The organism is Microlunatus sp. M237 (assembly GCF_056896895.1).
The window spans coordinates 687,992-701,905 of record NZ_JBXHBL010000002.1 but is presented as its reverse complement, the minus strand read 5'-3'; the positions used below and the strand labels follow the sequence as shown (position 1 = coordinate 701,905).

Here is a 13,914-nt window from a genome sequence, read left to right as displayed (position 1 = left end):
CGAGATGTCCAGCGACTTCGAAGCCGATCCCGTCCTCGTCGAGGTCATCCGCAGCGGTTATCGCGAGAGCGTGCACCACGGGCGGGTAGTCGTCACCGACCCCGACGGCGCCGTGCAGCACGCGATCGGAGATCCGTTGGCCCCGATCTATCCCCGCAGCGCCAGCAAGCCGATGCAGGCCATCGCGATGGTGCGGGCCGGCTTGGACCTCGAGCCCGAGCTGCTGGCCCTGGTGTCGGCGTCGCACTCGGGCGAGCCCTTCCATCTCGACGGCGTGCGCCGGATCCTGGCCGGCGTGGGCCTGGACGAGTTCGTGCTCCAGACGCCGCCCGACTGGCCGATGGACGACATCGCCCGGGAGGAGCTGCTGCGGGCCGGCGAGCAGAAGAAGCCGATCCTGATGAACTGCTCGGGCAAACACGCTGGGATGATCGCCACCGCCGTCGTCAACGGGTGGCCGGTCCAGAACTATCTCGACCCTGACCATCCGGTCCAGCGAGCCATCTTGGCGAGCATCGAGGAGATCGCCGGCGAGCAGCCGGGGCGGGTCGCGGTGGACGGCTGTGGAGCTCCGCTGTTCGCGATCAGCCTGGCGGCGCTGGCCCGCTCCTTCGGGCGGATCGCCGCCGCCACCGATGGGCCGCTGGCCCGCGTCGCCGACGCCATCCGGGCCCATCCGCAATGGACCTCGGGCACCCGCCGCGACGAGAGCGCCCTGCACCGGGCCGTGCCCGGTCTGGTGGCCAAGGGCGGCGCCGAGGCCGTCTATGCGGTCGGTCTGCCCGACGGTCGTGGGATCGCGCTCAAGATCAGTGACGGCTCAGGTCGGGCGCGTGCCGTGGCCATGGCCGGCGTGCTGCAGCGGCTGGGCCTCGACTCCGCGACGTTGACCGAGCAGGCGGCTGTGCCGGTGCTCGGCCACGGTCAGCCGGTCGGCTCCGTCCGGCCGTACGCGCCGACCCTGGACCGCCTCGTCAGCTGAGTCATTCGCCGCTGCTCACCTCAGCGCGTTGGCCCGCCGGCGGCGCCGGACGCCGTAACCTTGGACGGTGAACTGGAACGACTACGACGCAGCGCTGTTCGATCTGGACGGGGTGCTCACTCCGACCGCCGACGTGCACATGCGCGCCTGGGAACAGATGTTCTCGGCGTTCCTCGCCACCCGAGAAGGGCAGGCTCCCTACACCGAGGCTGACTACTTCGACCACATCGACGGCAAGCCCCGCTACGACGGCGTCCGCGACCTGCTCGCCTCCCGCGGCATCGAGCTGCCCTACGGCGATCCGTCTGACGACCCCTCGGCGGAGACGGTGTGCGGACTCGGCAACCGTAAGAACGACGCGTTCGCCGCTGTGCTGCGCGACGAGGGTGTGCAGGCCTTCGCCGGCTCGTTGACGTTGCTCGACTATCTCGCCGCCCGCGGCACCAAGATCGCCGTGGTCTCCTCGTCCCGCAACGCCCCGGCCGTGCTGGCCGCCGCTGGTCTCGCCGACCGCTTCGAGGTGGTGGTCGACGGCCAGGTGGCGGCGCGCCACGGGCTGGCCGGCAAACCGTCGCCGGAGACCTTCACCTACGCCGCCGAGCAGCTCGGCGCGACGCCGTCGCGCTCGGTCGTGCTGGAGGACGCGTTGTCGGGTGTGCAGGCAGGCCGCGACGGCGGCTTCGGACTCGTCGTCGGCGTGGACCGCGGCACCGGCGCTGACCGGCTGCGGGCTGCCGGGGCGCAGCTGGTCGTGCACGAGCTGGACGAGCTGGTCGGCTGATGCGCGGCTCCAGCGGCGACCAGCCGATCAACGTCAGCGACCCCCTCGACCGCGAGCGGTTCCCGGTGGACCCGTGGCGGTTCACCGAGCAGATCTATCGCACCGACGACCTCGGGGTGACCGAGACGTTGTTCGCCGTCGGCAACGGCTATCTCGGGATGCGCGGCAACGTGGAGGAGGGGCGGGAGACCCACAGCCACGGGACCTACATCAACGGCTTCCACGAGACCTGGCCGATCCGGCACGCGGAGGAGGCGTTCGGCTTCGCCCGGGTGGGCCAGACCATCGTCAACGTCCCCGACAACAAGGTGATGAAGCTCTACGTCGACGACGAGCCGATGCTGCTGTCGGTCGCCGACCTGGAGTCATACGAGCGATCGCTGGACTTCCGCGACGGTCTGCTGCGCCGAGAGATCATCTGGCGCACCCCCGGCGGCAAGCGGGTCAAGGTGTTGTCACAGCGGATGGTGTCGTTCCCGCAGCGCCACCTGGCCGTCATGTCGATCGAGATCACCATGCTCGACCACACCGCTCCGGTGGTGGTGTCGTCACAGGTGCTGAACCGTCAGGACGGCAAGGACGAATATCACGTCCGCGCGGCGGCGATGGGGGAGGGCGCCGACCCACGGAAAGCAGACTCCTTCGACGAGCGCGTTCTCGAGCCGAAGTCGCACAGTGTCAGCGACGGCCGGATCATGCTCGGCTATCGCTGCGCCAACTCGAAGATGACCCTGGCGGTGGCCGCCGACCACCTGATCGAGACCGAGAACGCTTACAGCACGAGCATCCACGCCGAAGAGGACACCGGCAAGATGGTCTTCGAGGTCGAGGCGCACCCCGGCGTGCCGGTCAAGATCACCAAGGTGGTGGCGTACCACACCTCCCGCGGGGTGCCGGTGCGTGAGCTGGCTGACCGCTGCCACCGCACCCTGGACCGAGTACGCGAGCAGGGCGTCGACGCGCAGTTCGCTGACCAGCGGGCCTGGCTGGACGCGTACTGGGCGCGATCCGACGTGCAGGTCGGCGCCGACCCGGCCATCCAGCAGGCCATTCGATGGAACCTGTTCCAGGTCGCCCAGGCGGCCGCCCGGGCCGAGCAGTCAGGTGTCCCGGCCAAGGGCGTCACCGGCTCCGGCTACGGCGGGCACTACTTCTGGGACACCGAGATCTACGTCCTGCCCTTCCTCACCTACACCTCGCCCGGGATGGCCCGTAGCGCGCTGCGGTTCCGCTACAACATGCTCGACGCCGCCCGCCGCCGGGCCCGGGACCTGACCCAGCGGGGGGCACTGTTCCCGTGGCGCACCATCAACGGCGAGGAAGCCTCGGCCTACTACGCCGCCGGCACCGCGCAGTACCACATCGACGCCGACATCAGCTATGCGCTCTGCAAGTACGTCGCCGCCACCGGCGACGAGGAGTTCCTGCGCCGCGAGGGCGTCGACATCCTGGTCGAGACGGCTCGGATGTGGGTTGACCTCGGCTTCTGGCGCATTGACGGCCACCGGATCTTTCACATCCACGGTGTCACCGGGCCGGACGAGTACACCACCGTGGTGAACGACAACCTGTTCACCAACGTGATGGCCCGGTTCAACCTACGGATGGCGGCCCGCGTCGTGCGCGAGCTGCGCGAAGAGGCCCCCGACGCGTACGAGCGGATGGTGACCCGGCTGCGGTTGACCGAGGAGGAGGTCGGCGAGTGGGCCGCCGCCGCTGACGCGATGGCCATCCCGTTCGACGAGGCGATCGGCATCCACCCGCAGGACTCGTTGTTCCTCGATCGCGAAGTCTGGGACCTGGAGCGCACCCCGGCGGAGAAGCGTCCACTGATGCTCTACTACCACCCGCTGGTGATCTATCGCTTCCAGGTGCTGAAGCAGGCTGACGTCGTGCTGGCGCTTTTCCTGCAGGGACAGCACTTCAGCGAGGAGCAGAAGCGCGCCGACTTCCAGTACTACGACGCCATCACCACCGGCGACTCGACGCTGTCCGGGGTGGTGCAGTCGATCATCGCGGCCGAGGTCGGCTATCACGAGATCGCGCTGCGTTATTTCCACAGTGCCCTCTTCGTCGACCTCGCCAACCTGCACGGCAACACCTCCGACGGCGTGCATGTCGCCTCGGCCGGTGGGGTGTGGAACATGCTCGCGTACGGGTTCGGGGGGATGCGCGACTACGACGGCCGCATCACCTTCGATCCGCGGCTGCCGGAGTCTTGGGACTTCCTGTCCTTCCGGGTGCTGCTGCGTGGGACCCGGATCCGGGTGGACCTTCGCGCCGACGCCATGGACCTGACGGTGGAAGACGGCACCGCGGCCGAGGTGGAGGTGCGCGGCAAGGCGGTTCTGGTCACCGCCGACGCGCCGGTCACCGTACCGCTGACCGGACAAGGGCCGCGGATCAGCGCCGACATCTCGCTGTCGGCGCAACGAGGGGGGCGTCGGGCCGACGGCAGCCTGATCACCGCCACCGTACCCGGGCTCTGACTCCGTAAGCGTCGAGTGCGCGCTTCGAGCCCACCGCTGTCACGCCGATGGGCGCGAATAGCGCACTCGGGTCTGACCCGCTCCCGCCGCTAGGCTGTTCGGCATGGTTGCCATCTCTTCCCTGGACGACGTCGTCAACGACGCCTATCTGTTCACACTGGAACAGCAGCGGGTGGTGTTGGAGCTGGTGGGGGAGGGCACCCCGTACGGCGAGCGGTGGGACCTCGACCTGCAGACCGGCGTCTTCTCGTTCATCGGCAGCGAGACGCTCGAGGTACGGGCGCAGTTCCTCGGCTCGGCCGCCCCGGGCCCCGGGTCCTGGCTGTGGGGATGGCACAACGTCAACGGTTTTCCTGACAGCGTGGTCCGCGCCGCGAACCGGGTCCGCGAGTTCGGGGAGCAGTTCGCACTGAGCGAGCTCACCACGGCGGAGATCCCCCTGCATACCGAGCCCCGGTGGCAGGCGGCCCGCTACGCCTGCGCCGCGAGCCTGATCTGTGGCCAGCTGCCGCATTACACCTTCGAGGCCGGCGGCGGCACGATCGCGGCCCTGCTGCTCGAGTCGGACCGGTTCCCGATGCCACCGGCCGGGGTGCTGCAGGCGTCAACCACCATCACCACGGCGTTGACTTCCGGGGAGGTCACCGACTGGCGCCGGGCGATCGGCTCGTACGCTCGGCTGCGTGGTCTGAACCTCGAGACGCTCCCCGACGGTGCCCTGCGGCTGACCGGCCCGGACGGCTGGCTCCGAGTCACGATGGACGACCTGGGCAGAGTCACCCAGCTGTCGTCGGAGCTCGGCGGGCGCTGAGTTCGCCGGAGAGCCGCATCTCGACGGTGGCTGGACACCGCGGCATGATGGCGTCATGGAGATCCGGCGGCAGCACCCGGACGGGGGTCCGGGCTCCGGCGACCAGACGACGCTGCCCCCGGGTGTGCGCATCCGCAGGGGTACGCCCGGCGACGCCGACGGCGTAGCGCTCGCGCAAGTCGCCTCGTGGCGCGCCGCGTACGCCGGTCTGCTTCCCGACACGCTGCTGGCGAACCTGTCGGTGACCGAGCGGACGGCGGCGTGGACGAGCCACCTCGACGTCGGCGCTCAAGGCAGGACCTTCGTCGCGACCGGTCAGAACGACGACCTCGTCCACGGCTTCGCCACCGTGGGGCGGAGCCGTGATGACGACGCGACGCCGGGGACGGGGGAGCTCTGGGCCCTCTACGCCCACCCCGACGCCTGGGGGCAGGGCGTGGGGGCCGCCCTTCTCGACTCGGCGACGAGCGAGCTGCGAGCGCTGGGTTTCTCGCGGGCCACCCTGTGGGTGCTGACCAGCAACGAACGAGCCCGCCGGTTCTATCAGAGGCAAGGCTGGCAGCCGGACGGGCACAGCAGGGTGGAACGGCAGGGCGACGTCGGTCTGGACGAGGTGCGCTATCAGCTCACCATGACCGGTTGATCCTCACCGACCGCGCCCGAGGCCAACTGGTGGAGTCGGGGGGCGAAGGCCGAAGCAGAGCTCGCTGTGCCGCCCGGCGACTAGAGGTCTGAGGGGTCGTGGACGTAGGTCTTGCGGCTGTACATCGCCCGGTTGATCGCCCAGGTCACCGCCCAGAGCACGATCCCGATGCCGAGCAGCACGCCGGCGATCGCGTACTGGTCGGAGTTGCGCCCGGTCCAGGGACCGACCAGATACGCGCAGCAGAGCGCGCCGAGGACCGGAATCACCGTCGGAGCGACGAAGTGCTTGTGCTCCTTCGGGTCGCGCCGCAACACCAGGCAGGAGATGTTGGTCACCGTGAAGACGGCCAGCAGGAGCAATGCGGTCGTCCCGCCCAGCTGGCTGATCTTGCCGACGACGGTGATCAGCGCAACCGCCAGTGCGGTGGTGAACAAGATGGCCAACCACGGCGTACGCCGTCCTTCCAGCACTCGGCCGAACGCCGGCGGCAGCACCCCCTGGCGGGCCATGCCGTAGAGCAGTCGGCTGGCCATCAGCATGTTGATCAACGCCGAGTTGGCCACGGCGAACATGCTGATCAGCGGGAAGATCTGGTCGAACGGCAGGTTGGGGGCGCCGACCGAGACCACCTTCAGCAGCGGCGCACCCTCACCGAGCTCACCAGCCGGAACGAGCGCGATGGCCGAGATCGACACCAGGATGTAGATGATGCCGGTGATGGTGAGGCCGGTCAGCATGATCTTGGGGAACACGGTCTCGGGCTCCTTCACCTCCTCGGCCATGTTGACCGAGTCCTCGAAGCCGACCATGGCGAAGAACGCCAGCGAGGTTCCCGCAGTGACGGCCAAGAACACGCTCTTGTCCTCCGGGGTGTCGAAAATGACCACGCGGGAGAAGTCGGCGCGCCCCTCGGTCATGGCCAGCACCCCCACGAAGATCACGATCAGCAGACCGGTGATCTCCACACAGGTGAGGACGATGTTGGCATACACGCTCTCCGCCACCCCGCGCAGGTTGATCAGCGCGACCAACGCCATGAACAAGACGGCGATGATGGTGGTCAAACCGTCCGACACCTCCACCTCAGCGCCGCCGGCCCAGTCGGAGCGCACCACGTTGACCATGGCCTCGAAGTTGGCAGCGAAGGCCCGCGACGCCGTGGCGGCGGAGGTGATGCCCGAGCACATCACCGTGAAGGCGATCAGAAACGTGACGAAGTGCAGTCCGAAGGCCTTGTGGGCGTAGAGCGCTGCGCCGGCGGCCTGTGGATACTTCGTGACCAGCTCGAGGTAGGAGAACGCGGTCAGGGTGGCCACCACGAAGGCGACCAGAAAGGGCAGCCAGACCACCCCGCCGACCTCGGCGGCGACGTCGCCGGTGACGGCGTAGATGCCGGTGCCCAGGATGTCGCCGACGATGAACAGCAGTAGCAGCTTCGGCCCCATCACCCGCTTGAGCTCGGGCTCGCCGGTCTGCTCCACGGCCGCGCTGCTGGCTCCGGTCTGCGTCATGGGCTTCCCCTCGGGTCGTCTCCGCTTGGTCTGGTCAACTCTGGCCTAGTCGGCGGACCCCCACAAGAGTCTTGTCACCGGTCGCATCTCGCTACCTGACGCCGCTCGCGCTTGCAGAAAGTTTGCATCTGCTTGCAATTGCAAGCACTATGGATTCATGACGAAGCGGATCACCCCCCACCTCAGCGATCAGCTCGGGACCGTCGGGGAGTTCATCGCCGCCCAGCGGCGGTCCGCTGAGCTGTCGCTGCGTCAGCTCGCCGAGCAGACCGGGATCTCGAATCCCTATCTGAGCCAGATCGAACGGGGTCTGCGCCGTCCCTCGGCCGAGGTGTTGCAGCAGCTATCCAAGGCGCTCCGGGTCTCCGCCGAGACCTTGTACGTCCGCGCCGGGATCCTCGATCCCGACACCCACCCCACCACGACTGTCGAGCTGGCCGTGCTGGGCGACCCCGCCCTGACCGAACGCCAGAAGCGAGTGCTGATCGACGTCTATCTCTCCTTCGTCAAGGAGAACGGCGACCAGCCCGGCTCGGCCACCCCCGAACCGTCCAGCCCCGAACCATTCAGCCCCGAACCATTCAGCCCCGAACCATCCAGCCCTGAACGATCCAGCCCTGCCGCGGAAGCGGCGGACGCCCCGCCGCCACGCAGACCGCGAGCCCGGCGTAACCCCACCCCCACATCCACGTCCGAATCCACGCCGTAGAGGAGCCATCATGGCCACCACCCGCAAGCAGAACCCGGCGCAGGCACGCAAGTCAGCCCTGTCGACCGACCTCACCCCGCTGTACGTCGTCGCCGGCCTCACCGACGTCGCCGTCAGCACCGTGCGCAGCACCGTCACCGCCACCCAGGAGCGGGCCGCGCAGCGCGCGACCGACCTGCGCGCCATTCCGGCCGAGCAGGCCGACCAGCTCGGCCGCTTCCTGACCACCCTGCCCGAGCAGCTCAAGACGCTCCCGGTGCAGGTCAAGGCGTTCCCGGAGCAGACCCGGGCCCGGCTGGACGAGGTGCAGAAGCAGGCCGAGGCCTACCTGGCTGACGCCGGCAACGCGTACGCCGAGCTGGCCGGTCGCGGCAAGCGTGCCGTCGACGGCGCGATGCAGTCGGCGCGCAAGCTGTCCGGCTTGGCCGAGCAGCGCGCGGATGACCTCAAGGCCGACCTCGTCGAGGTGGTCGACCCAGCGCTGGAGCAGCTGCAGGAGACGGTGACCACCGTCCGTCGGGCGACCACGGGGCGCAGCGCCACCGAGACGCTTACGCCGCGCTCCGCCGCCAAGGCCTCGGCCACCCGCAAGAGCGCAGCCGCTGCGGCCCGCAAGACCCGCACTCGGACGGCGGCTGCCAAGAGCTCTGCCACCCGGGCCTCAAGCACCAAGACCGCTGCCACCAAGGCCGCAGGTACCAAAACTGCGGCCACCAAGACTGCGGCCACCAAGACTGCAGGCACCAAGACTGCAGCCGCCAAGCCCCGAGGCGCCAAGACTGCCGCCGCCAAGACCGGCGGCAGCATGGCCTGAGCCACGCGGGTCAGAACGCCAGCGGCCCCGCCGCCGAGAGTGATCTCGGTGGCGGGGCCGTTGCGTTGGTCGGGCCTGGGTCGCTCAGCTGCGGTAGACGACGACCCGGTCGCCGGTGCGGACCTTGTTGAAGATCCAGCGCAGGGTGGACTTGTCGCGGATGTTCACACAGCCGTGGCTGCAGCCGTTGTAGCCCCGGGCGGCGAAGTCGGGCGAATAGTGCACCGCCTGGCCACCGCTGAAGAACATGGCCAGCGGCATCGGGGTGTGATAGATCGACGACACGTGGTTCCGGCTCTTCCACAGCACCGAGAACTTGCCCTCGCGGGTCCGGGTGGCGGCACAGCCGAACCGGGCATCCAGCGTCCGGACGACCTTGCGGTTCTCCATGTAATAGAGCTTGTCGCGGGTCTTGTCCACGCACAGCGCCCGGCCGCTGACCATGCAGCGGCTGTCGATCCCCTTGATCCGGGGAGCCTTGATCTTGCCGGTCTTGGCGACCAGCTTCTTCCAGGTCTTAGCGTCGACCTTGCCGGTGGCCTTGAGGTCGTACTTCTTCTGGAACCGCTTGACGCCCTTCTCGGTCGCCGAGCCGAAGTAGCCGGTGAGCGACTTCTTGCTCAGCGACTTGGCCTTGACGAGCCGCTGCTGCAACTCATAGACGGCGTCGGTGCGCTGGCCCTTCTTCGGATACTTGGCGCTGGTGGACTTGCTGTTGGACGACGACACCTTGATCTTGCCGGTCTTGGCGACGAGCTTCTTCCAGGTCTTGGCGTCGACCTTGCCGGTGGCCTTGAGGTCGTACTTGCGCTGGAACTTCTTCACCGAGGCCTCGGTCACCGGGCCGAAATAGCCGGTGACGTACTTCGACTGCAGCGCCTTGGCCTTGACCAGGCGCTGCTGCAAGGCGGTGACGCCCTTGTTCGTCTCACCCTTCTTCGGCGAGGTGTACGTCGAGGAGACATACGTCGCCGCAGCGGCCGGGGTAGCCATCTCGGTGGTGGCGCCGGCAGCGCCGATCAGGGCGACGGCCATGACAAGGCCGACCAGAACCCGAGCGAACCTACTCATCTGCTTATTTCCCGTCGTTGTGCTGCGAACCAGCGTGGTGTCGTGCTTTGTCTACGGCGGGGAAGGGCCGATGGTTGCACAAGAGGGCGAAGTCGCTGCCCAGATACCCCTCGGATCGAATCGAGGGGCACCAGACATCTTGTCCTATGCAGCCGACAGGCCGCGACTCGGATCCCGCCGCGCCAAGGTCACGTTTGGGTTACGGGAACCGAAGGTCAGGCGTTCTTGGCGCGCGACCGGGTCCGGGACCGCTCGTTGCCGGACAGCACAACCTTGCGGATCCGGACGGCGGCGGGAGTGACCTCGATGCACTCGTCACCGCGGCAGAACTCCAGCGCCTGCTCCATGCTCATCAGCCGCGGCGGGATCAACCGCTCCAGCTCGTCACCGGTGGAGGAGCGCACGTTGGTGAGCTTCTTCTCCTTGGTGATGTTGACGTCCATGTCGTCGGACCTGGCGTTCTCGCCGACGATCATCCCCTCGTAGACCTCGGTGGTCGGACCCACGAAGAGCGTGCCGCGCTCCTGCAGGTTGAACGACGCGTACGCCGTCACCACACCACTGCGGTCGGCGACCAGGGAGCCGTTCGAGCGGGTCCGCAGCTCGCCGTGCCAGGGCTCGTAAGACTCGAAGACGTGGTGCATCATGCCGGTGCCGCGGGTCTCGGTCAGGAACTCCGTACGGAAGCCGATCAGGCCACGGGCCGGGACCAGGTATTCCATCCGGACCCATCCGGTGCCGTGGTTGACCATCTGCTCGAGCCGGCCGCGCCGCAGACCCATCAGCTGGGTCACCACGCCGACGAAATCCTCGGGTGCATCGATGGTGAGCCGCTCGACCGGCTCGTGGATCTTGCCGTCGATCTCGCGGGTGACGACCTGCGGCTTGCCCACGGTGAGCTCGAAGCCCTCGCGGCGCATCATCTCGACCAGGATGGCCAGCTGCAGCTCGCCGCGGCCCTGGACCTCCCAGGTGTCGGGACGCTCGGTCGGTATCACCCGGATGGAGACGTTGCCGACCAGCTCGGCGTCCAGCCGGTTCTTGACCAGGCGTGCGGTCAGGTTCTTGCCGGACTTGCCGGCCAGCGGCGAGGTGTTGATACCGATGGTCATGGAGATCGACGGCTCGTCCACCGTGATCAGCGGCAGCGGCTTCGGGTTCTCCGGGTCCGACAGGGTCTCACCGATGGTGATGTCGGGGATGCCGGCGATGGCGACGATGTCACCCGGGCGGGCGATCTCGGCCGGGACCCGGTCCAGCGCCTCGGTGATGAGCATCTCGGAGAGCTTGATGTTGGTGATGGTGCCGTCCTGCTTGCACCAGGCCACCACCTGGTTGCGACGCATCTCGCCGGCCATCACGCGGCACAGCGCCAGCCGGCCGAGGTACGGGGAGGCGTCGAGGTTGGTGACGTGGGCCTGCAGCACCGCACCTTCCTCGTACTCCGGGGCGGGGATGTCGTTGAGGATGGTGGCGAACAGCGGACCGAGATCCTCGGCGTCCGGCATCTCGCCGTTCTCCGGCGCGGTCAGCGACGCGCGGCCGGCCTTGGCCGAGGCGTAGACGACGGGGAAGTTGAGGACGTCGACGTCGTTGTCGTCGACGAGGTCCATGAAGAGCTCGTAGGTCTCCTCGACGACCTCCTTGATCCGGGCGTCGGGACGGTCGACCTTGTTCACCACGACCACGATCGGCAGGTTCTTGGCCAGTGCCTTGCGCAGCACGAACCGGGTCTGGGGCAGCGGGCCCTCGGAGGCGTCGACCAGCAGCAGCACACCGTCGACCATCTCCAGGCCGCGCTCGACCTCGCCGCCGAAGTCCGCGTGACCGGGGGTGTCGATGATGTTGATGATGACGTTCTCGCCGCCGGGCGCATGGTGCAGCACCGCGGTGTTCTTGGCGAGGATGGTGATGCCCTTCTCGCGCTCCAGGTCCATCGAGTCCATCACCCGGTTGTTCACGTCCTGGTTGGCGCGGAAGGCGCCGGACTGCCACAGCATGGCGTCCACCAAGGTGGTCTTGCCGTGGTCGACGTGGGCGACGATCGCGACGTTGCGCAGATCAGAGCGTGTGGGCATGGGTGGAACTCCGTACGTTTTTGGGGGCTGCCGTCCTCGGCAGGGAACTGGCCGTTAAGACAGCAGACCAAGTCTACCGGCCCGCCGGGAATCGGCGAAACGCAGCCGCGCTAGGATCGCGCGGGACTGGCTCCTGCGGAGGCAGCAGGAGATGCCCGTACGGGGGTGGACGGCCCCACGGACAGTCAGGCGGCCTAGCGGGATTCGGGGTCGATGACCGGCGTGGCCACCCCGCGGTGTGGGTCGGCCGCGGTCAGGATCAGCCGGAACGGTTCCGCCGGCAGGTCGGGGAAGCGGAAGCGGCCGTCCGGACCGCTGACCTCCGCCGTGCTCCCCACACCCGGGGTCGTGGGGATCGACAGCACGTGCCAACCAGGTCCGGGCCAGACCCACCCGTCCAGGCCGAGACGCGACGGCTTCGTCGCGGTCAGCGTGACGAGCAGGGCCAGCTCGTGTCCGGCGAAGCTGAGCGCCCAAGGCTGCCCGCTGGTCACCCGCGGGGTTGCGCGGTCCGGGGTCTGGATCAGTGTCAGGTCCGCTAAGAGTTTCGGTGCGGTGATGGCTTCCTGCAGCCGCCTCACCAGCCCCGCCGGCACCACACCGATACCGTCGAACGCCGCCGCGACCAGCCGCGGCAGTGCACGGTCAGCGGCCGCGGACCGCTGCTCGTCCGGTGCCATCATGCGGTGCCGCTGGGACGGGTGGGCGGGGCGGCAGGCACAGCGTCTCCTCGGATCCGGCGACCAGGGCATGGCCGCCGCGTTCCGGGAAAGAGACGAGGCGGCGGCTGCTGATACCCGAGCGGCGCAGATTCTTCCGATCGTCCGGGCGGGAGGAGGACCAAACAGGTCAGCGGCGCAGCGGCAACCGGCTGATCCAGTACGTCGCCGACCCCGGGTCCGCCACCCCGAAGCGGGCGTTGACCACCCACAGCGACCCGCGCGACAGCGTCGCGGTCGAGGGGATGTCGAGAGTGTCGTCGGTCAGCGCCGTGACCCAGCGGGCCGACCAGGTGCCGGCCGGGCGACGGCGGCCGTGGTGGCCGCGGGCCAGCCGCAGGACTGACACCTCGCGCTGGCCGCTGCCGCGGACGTTGAACAGGGTCGTCCCGGCAAGCTCCAGACCGTCGCCGCCGGTGATGCCCGGTCCGCCGATGACCGGGATCTGCTGGGTCGCGCCGCTGCGCGGGTCGACCCGCCACAGGCCGCCGACCCGGCTGTTATTGACCACCAGGGAGCTATCGGGCAGCTGCCGGATGCCGTTGGCGTTGTTGGCCACGCCGTCGCCGGTGGGCCAGGCGCCGCGCAGGGCGAGGAAGCCGGGCGCCGCGGTCGCCGGACGGCCAGACCGCGTCAGCCTGATCCGGGTCAGCCGGTCGACCCGGGAGTCGGTCACCCACACGGTGTCGCGGGCGACCACCAGATCGTTGAGGAACACGCCTCCCGCCACCACGGCGTCGAAGGCCACCGTGCCGCGGCGTGAGTCGACCGCCCACACGTGTGCCTCGGTGCCGAGGTTGCCGACCGCCCACACCAAGCCGCTGCGGCGGTCGTACTGCAGACCACGGATCTGCCGACCGGCTGCTCCCGGCAGCAGCACCCGGGTGCCCGAGCGGGAGAAGCTGCCGACGACGATGCGGCCGTCCGCGAGCGAACCGACGTAGAAGGTGTCGCCCGGGCCGGAGGTGATGCCCTCGGGCCGCAGCCCGACGGGCAGGGCCACCGTCTCGGGCAACGGCGGACGACGGCGGCCGGCCGCTTCGGCCGTACCGGCACCGGCGGACACGGTGGCGAGCGCTGCGGCGGAGCCAAGCAGGGTACGGCGGGACAGCTGCGGTGAGGAGGTGGCCATGTGCCATTCTGCGCGCTGGAGCTGCATTCCGCCAGAGATTGCATCGCCCCACCACGGGCGCGCCGGACGTACGTCGTCGCGGGTGCTGTCGGCGCCGACGGTGCGGTGTCGATCTGGCCCCGGGCCGTCCCCGTACAGTGGATGGCAGGTGGGGCATCGACGAGATCAGGT

The 13,914-nt window shown here is 68.9% G+C and carries 12 protein-coding genes; 7 read left to right on the top strand and 5 right to left on the bottom strand.

Going from position 1 to position 13,914, the window contains the following annotated elements:
- Positions 1–4 precede the first annotated feature (4 nt).
- The 5 genes from AC1XX3_RS09530 to AC1XX3_RS09510 all read left to right on the top strand — a co-directional run bounded on the left by AC1XX3_RS09530 (position 5) and on the right by AC1XX3_RS09510 (position 5,706).
- The gene (locus AC1XX3_RS09530; RefSeq protein WP_483320850.1) at positions 5–982 is read left to right on the top strand and encodes an asparaginase; all 978 of its coding nucleotides are present in this window, start codon (positions 5–7) and stop codon (positions 980–982) included.
- A gap of 67 nt (positions 983–1,049) precedes the next feature.
- Positions 1,050–1,763 carry an HAD family hydrolase gene (locus AC1XX3_RS09525; RefSeq protein ID WP_483320849.1) on the top strand — a complete coding sequence of 238 codons (714 nt, stop codon included), beginning with the start codon at positions 1,050–1,052 and terminating at the stop codon, positions 1,761–1,763.
- Complete coding sequence (locus tag AC1XX3_RS09520; RefSeq protein ID WP_483320848.1) at positions 1,763–4,252, top strand: glycoside hydrolase family 65 protein; 2,490 nt, start codon at positions 1,763–1,765, stop codon at positions 4,250–4,252. Before AC1XX3_RS09525 ends, AC1XX3_RS09520 begins: the two co-directional genes overlap by 1 nt.
- 103 nt (positions 4,253–4,355) lie before the next feature.
- The gene (locus AC1XX3_RS09515; protein ID WP_483320847.1) at positions 4,356–5,063 is read left to right on the top strand and encodes a DUF6882 domain-containing protein; all 708 of its coding nucleotides are present in this window, start codon (positions 4,356–4,358) and stop codon (positions 5,061–5,063) included.
- 55 nt (positions 5,064–5,118) lie between these two features.
- Complete coding sequence (locus AC1XX3_RS09510) at positions 5,119–5,706, top strand: GNAT family N-acetyltransferase (protein WP_483320846.1); 588 nt, start codon at positions 5,119–5,121, stop codon at positions 5,704–5,706.
- 80 nt (positions 5,707–5,786) lie between these two features.
- On the opposite strand, the gene AC1XX3_RS09505 is transcribed toward AC1XX3_RS09510, so the two are convergent.
- The gene (locus AC1XX3_RS09505; protein ID WP_483320845.1) at positions 5,787–7,220 is read right to left on the bottom strand and encodes an APC family permease; all 1,434 of its coding nucleotides are present in this window, start codon (positions 7,218–7,220) and stop codon (positions 5,787–5,789) included.
- Between the two features lie 157 nt (positions 7,221–7,377).
- Between AC1XX3_RS09505 and AC1XX3_RS09500 the strand changes: the two genes are divergently transcribed.
- Positions 7,378–7,929, top strand: a complete 552-nt coding sequence (locus tag AC1XX3_RS09500) for a helix-turn-helix domain-containing protein (protein WP_483320844.1) — start codon at positions 7,378–7,380, stop codon at positions 7,927–7,929.
- Positions 7,930–7,939: 10 nt separating this feature from the next.
- Positions 7,940–8,743, top strand: a complete 804-nt coding sequence (locus AC1XX3_RS09495) for a hypothetical protein (protein WP_483320843.1) — start codon at positions 7,940–7,942, stop codon at positions 8,741–8,743.
- Between the two features lie 84 nt (positions 8,744–8,827).
- Here the strand turns inward: AC1XX3_RS09495 and AC1XX3_RS09490 are convergent, their stop codons facing one another.
- The 4 genes from AC1XX3_RS09490 to AC1XX3_RS09475 all read right to left on the bottom strand — a co-directional run bounded on the left by AC1XX3_RS09490 (position 8,828) and on the right by AC1XX3_RS09475 (position 13,743).
- Positions 8,828–9,814: a L,D-transpeptidase family protein gene (locus AC1XX3_RS09490; protein WP_483320842.1), complete on the bottom strand. Its 987-nt coding sequence runs from the start codon at positions 9,812–9,814 to the stop codon at positions 8,828–8,830.
- 215 nt (positions 9,815–10,029) lie between these two features.
- Positions 10,030–11,892 (bottom strand): translational GTPase TypA, encoded by a 1,863-nt coding sequence (gene typA, locus AC1XX3_RS09485; RefSeq protein WP_483320841.1) that lies wholly within the window; start codon positions 11,890–11,892, stop codon positions 10,030–10,032.
- Positions 11,893–12,086: 194 nt separating this feature from the next.
- The gene (locus AC1XX3_RS09480; protein WP_483320840.1) at positions 12,087–12,575 is read right to left on the bottom strand and encodes a hypothetical protein; all 489 of its coding nucleotides are present in this window, start codon (positions 12,573–12,575) and stop codon (positions 12,087–12,089) included.
- Between the two features lie 166 nt (positions 12,576–12,741).
- On the bottom strand, positions 12,742–13,743 hold the full coding sequence (locus tag AC1XX3_RS09475; RefSeq protein WP_483320839.1) for an SMP-30/gluconolactonase/LRE family protein: 1,002 nt from the start codon (positions 13,741–13,743) through the stop codon (positions 12,742–12,744).
- Positions 13,744–13,914 lie beyond the last annotated feature (171 nt).

What these genes read in the sequence shown, in the direction of transcription:
- AC1XX3_RS09510 (WP_483320846.1), top strand. Translation starts at nt 5,119, where the DNA reads ATGGAGATCCGGCGGCAGCACCCGGACGGGGGTCCGGGCTCCGGCGAC.
- typA (WP_483320841.1), bottom strand. Translation starts at nt 11,892, where the DNA reads ATGCCCACACGCTCTGATCTGCGCAACGTCGCGATCGTCGCCCACGTC.
- AC1XX3_RS09530 (WP_483320850.1), top strand. Translation starts at nt 5, where the DNA reads ATGTCCAGCGACTTCGAAGCCGATCCCGTCCTCGTCGAGGTCATCCGC.
- AC1XX3_RS09505 (WP_483320845.1), bottom strand. Translation starts at nt 7,220, where the DNA reads ATGACGCAGACCGGAGCCAGCAGCGCGGCCGTGGAGCAGACCGGCGAG.
- AC1XX3_RS09520 (WP_483320848.1), top strand. Translation starts at nt 1,763, where the DNA reads ATGCGCGGCTCCAGCGGCGACCAGCCGATCAACGTCAGCGACCCCCTC.
- AC1XX3_RS09515 (WP_483320847.1), top strand. Translation starts at nt 4,356, where the DNA reads ATGGTTGCCATCTCTTCCCTGGACGACGTCGTCAACGACGCCTATCTG.
- AC1XX3_RS09480 (WP_483320840.1), bottom strand. Translation starts at nt 12,575, where the DNA reads ATGATGGCACCGGACGAGCAGCGGTCCGCGGCCGCTGACCGTGCACTG.
- AC1XX3_RS09490 (WP_483320842.1), bottom strand. Translation starts at nt 9,814, where the DNA reads ATGAGTAGGTTCGCTCGGGTTCTGGTCGGCCTTGTCATGGCCGTCGCC.
- AC1XX3_RS09500 (WP_483320844.1), top strand. Translation starts at nt 7,378, where the DNA reads ATGACGAAGCGGATCACCCCCCACCTCAGCGATCAGCTCGGGACCGTC.
- AC1XX3_RS09475 (WP_483320839.1), bottom strand. Translation starts at nt 13,743, where the DNA reads ATGGCCACCTCCTCACCGCAGCTGTCCCGCCGTACCCTGCTTGGCTCC.
- AC1XX3_RS09495 (WP_483320843.1), top strand. Translation starts at nt 7,940, where the DNA reads ATGGCCACCACCCGCAAGCAGAACCCGGCGCAGGCACGCAAGTCAGCC.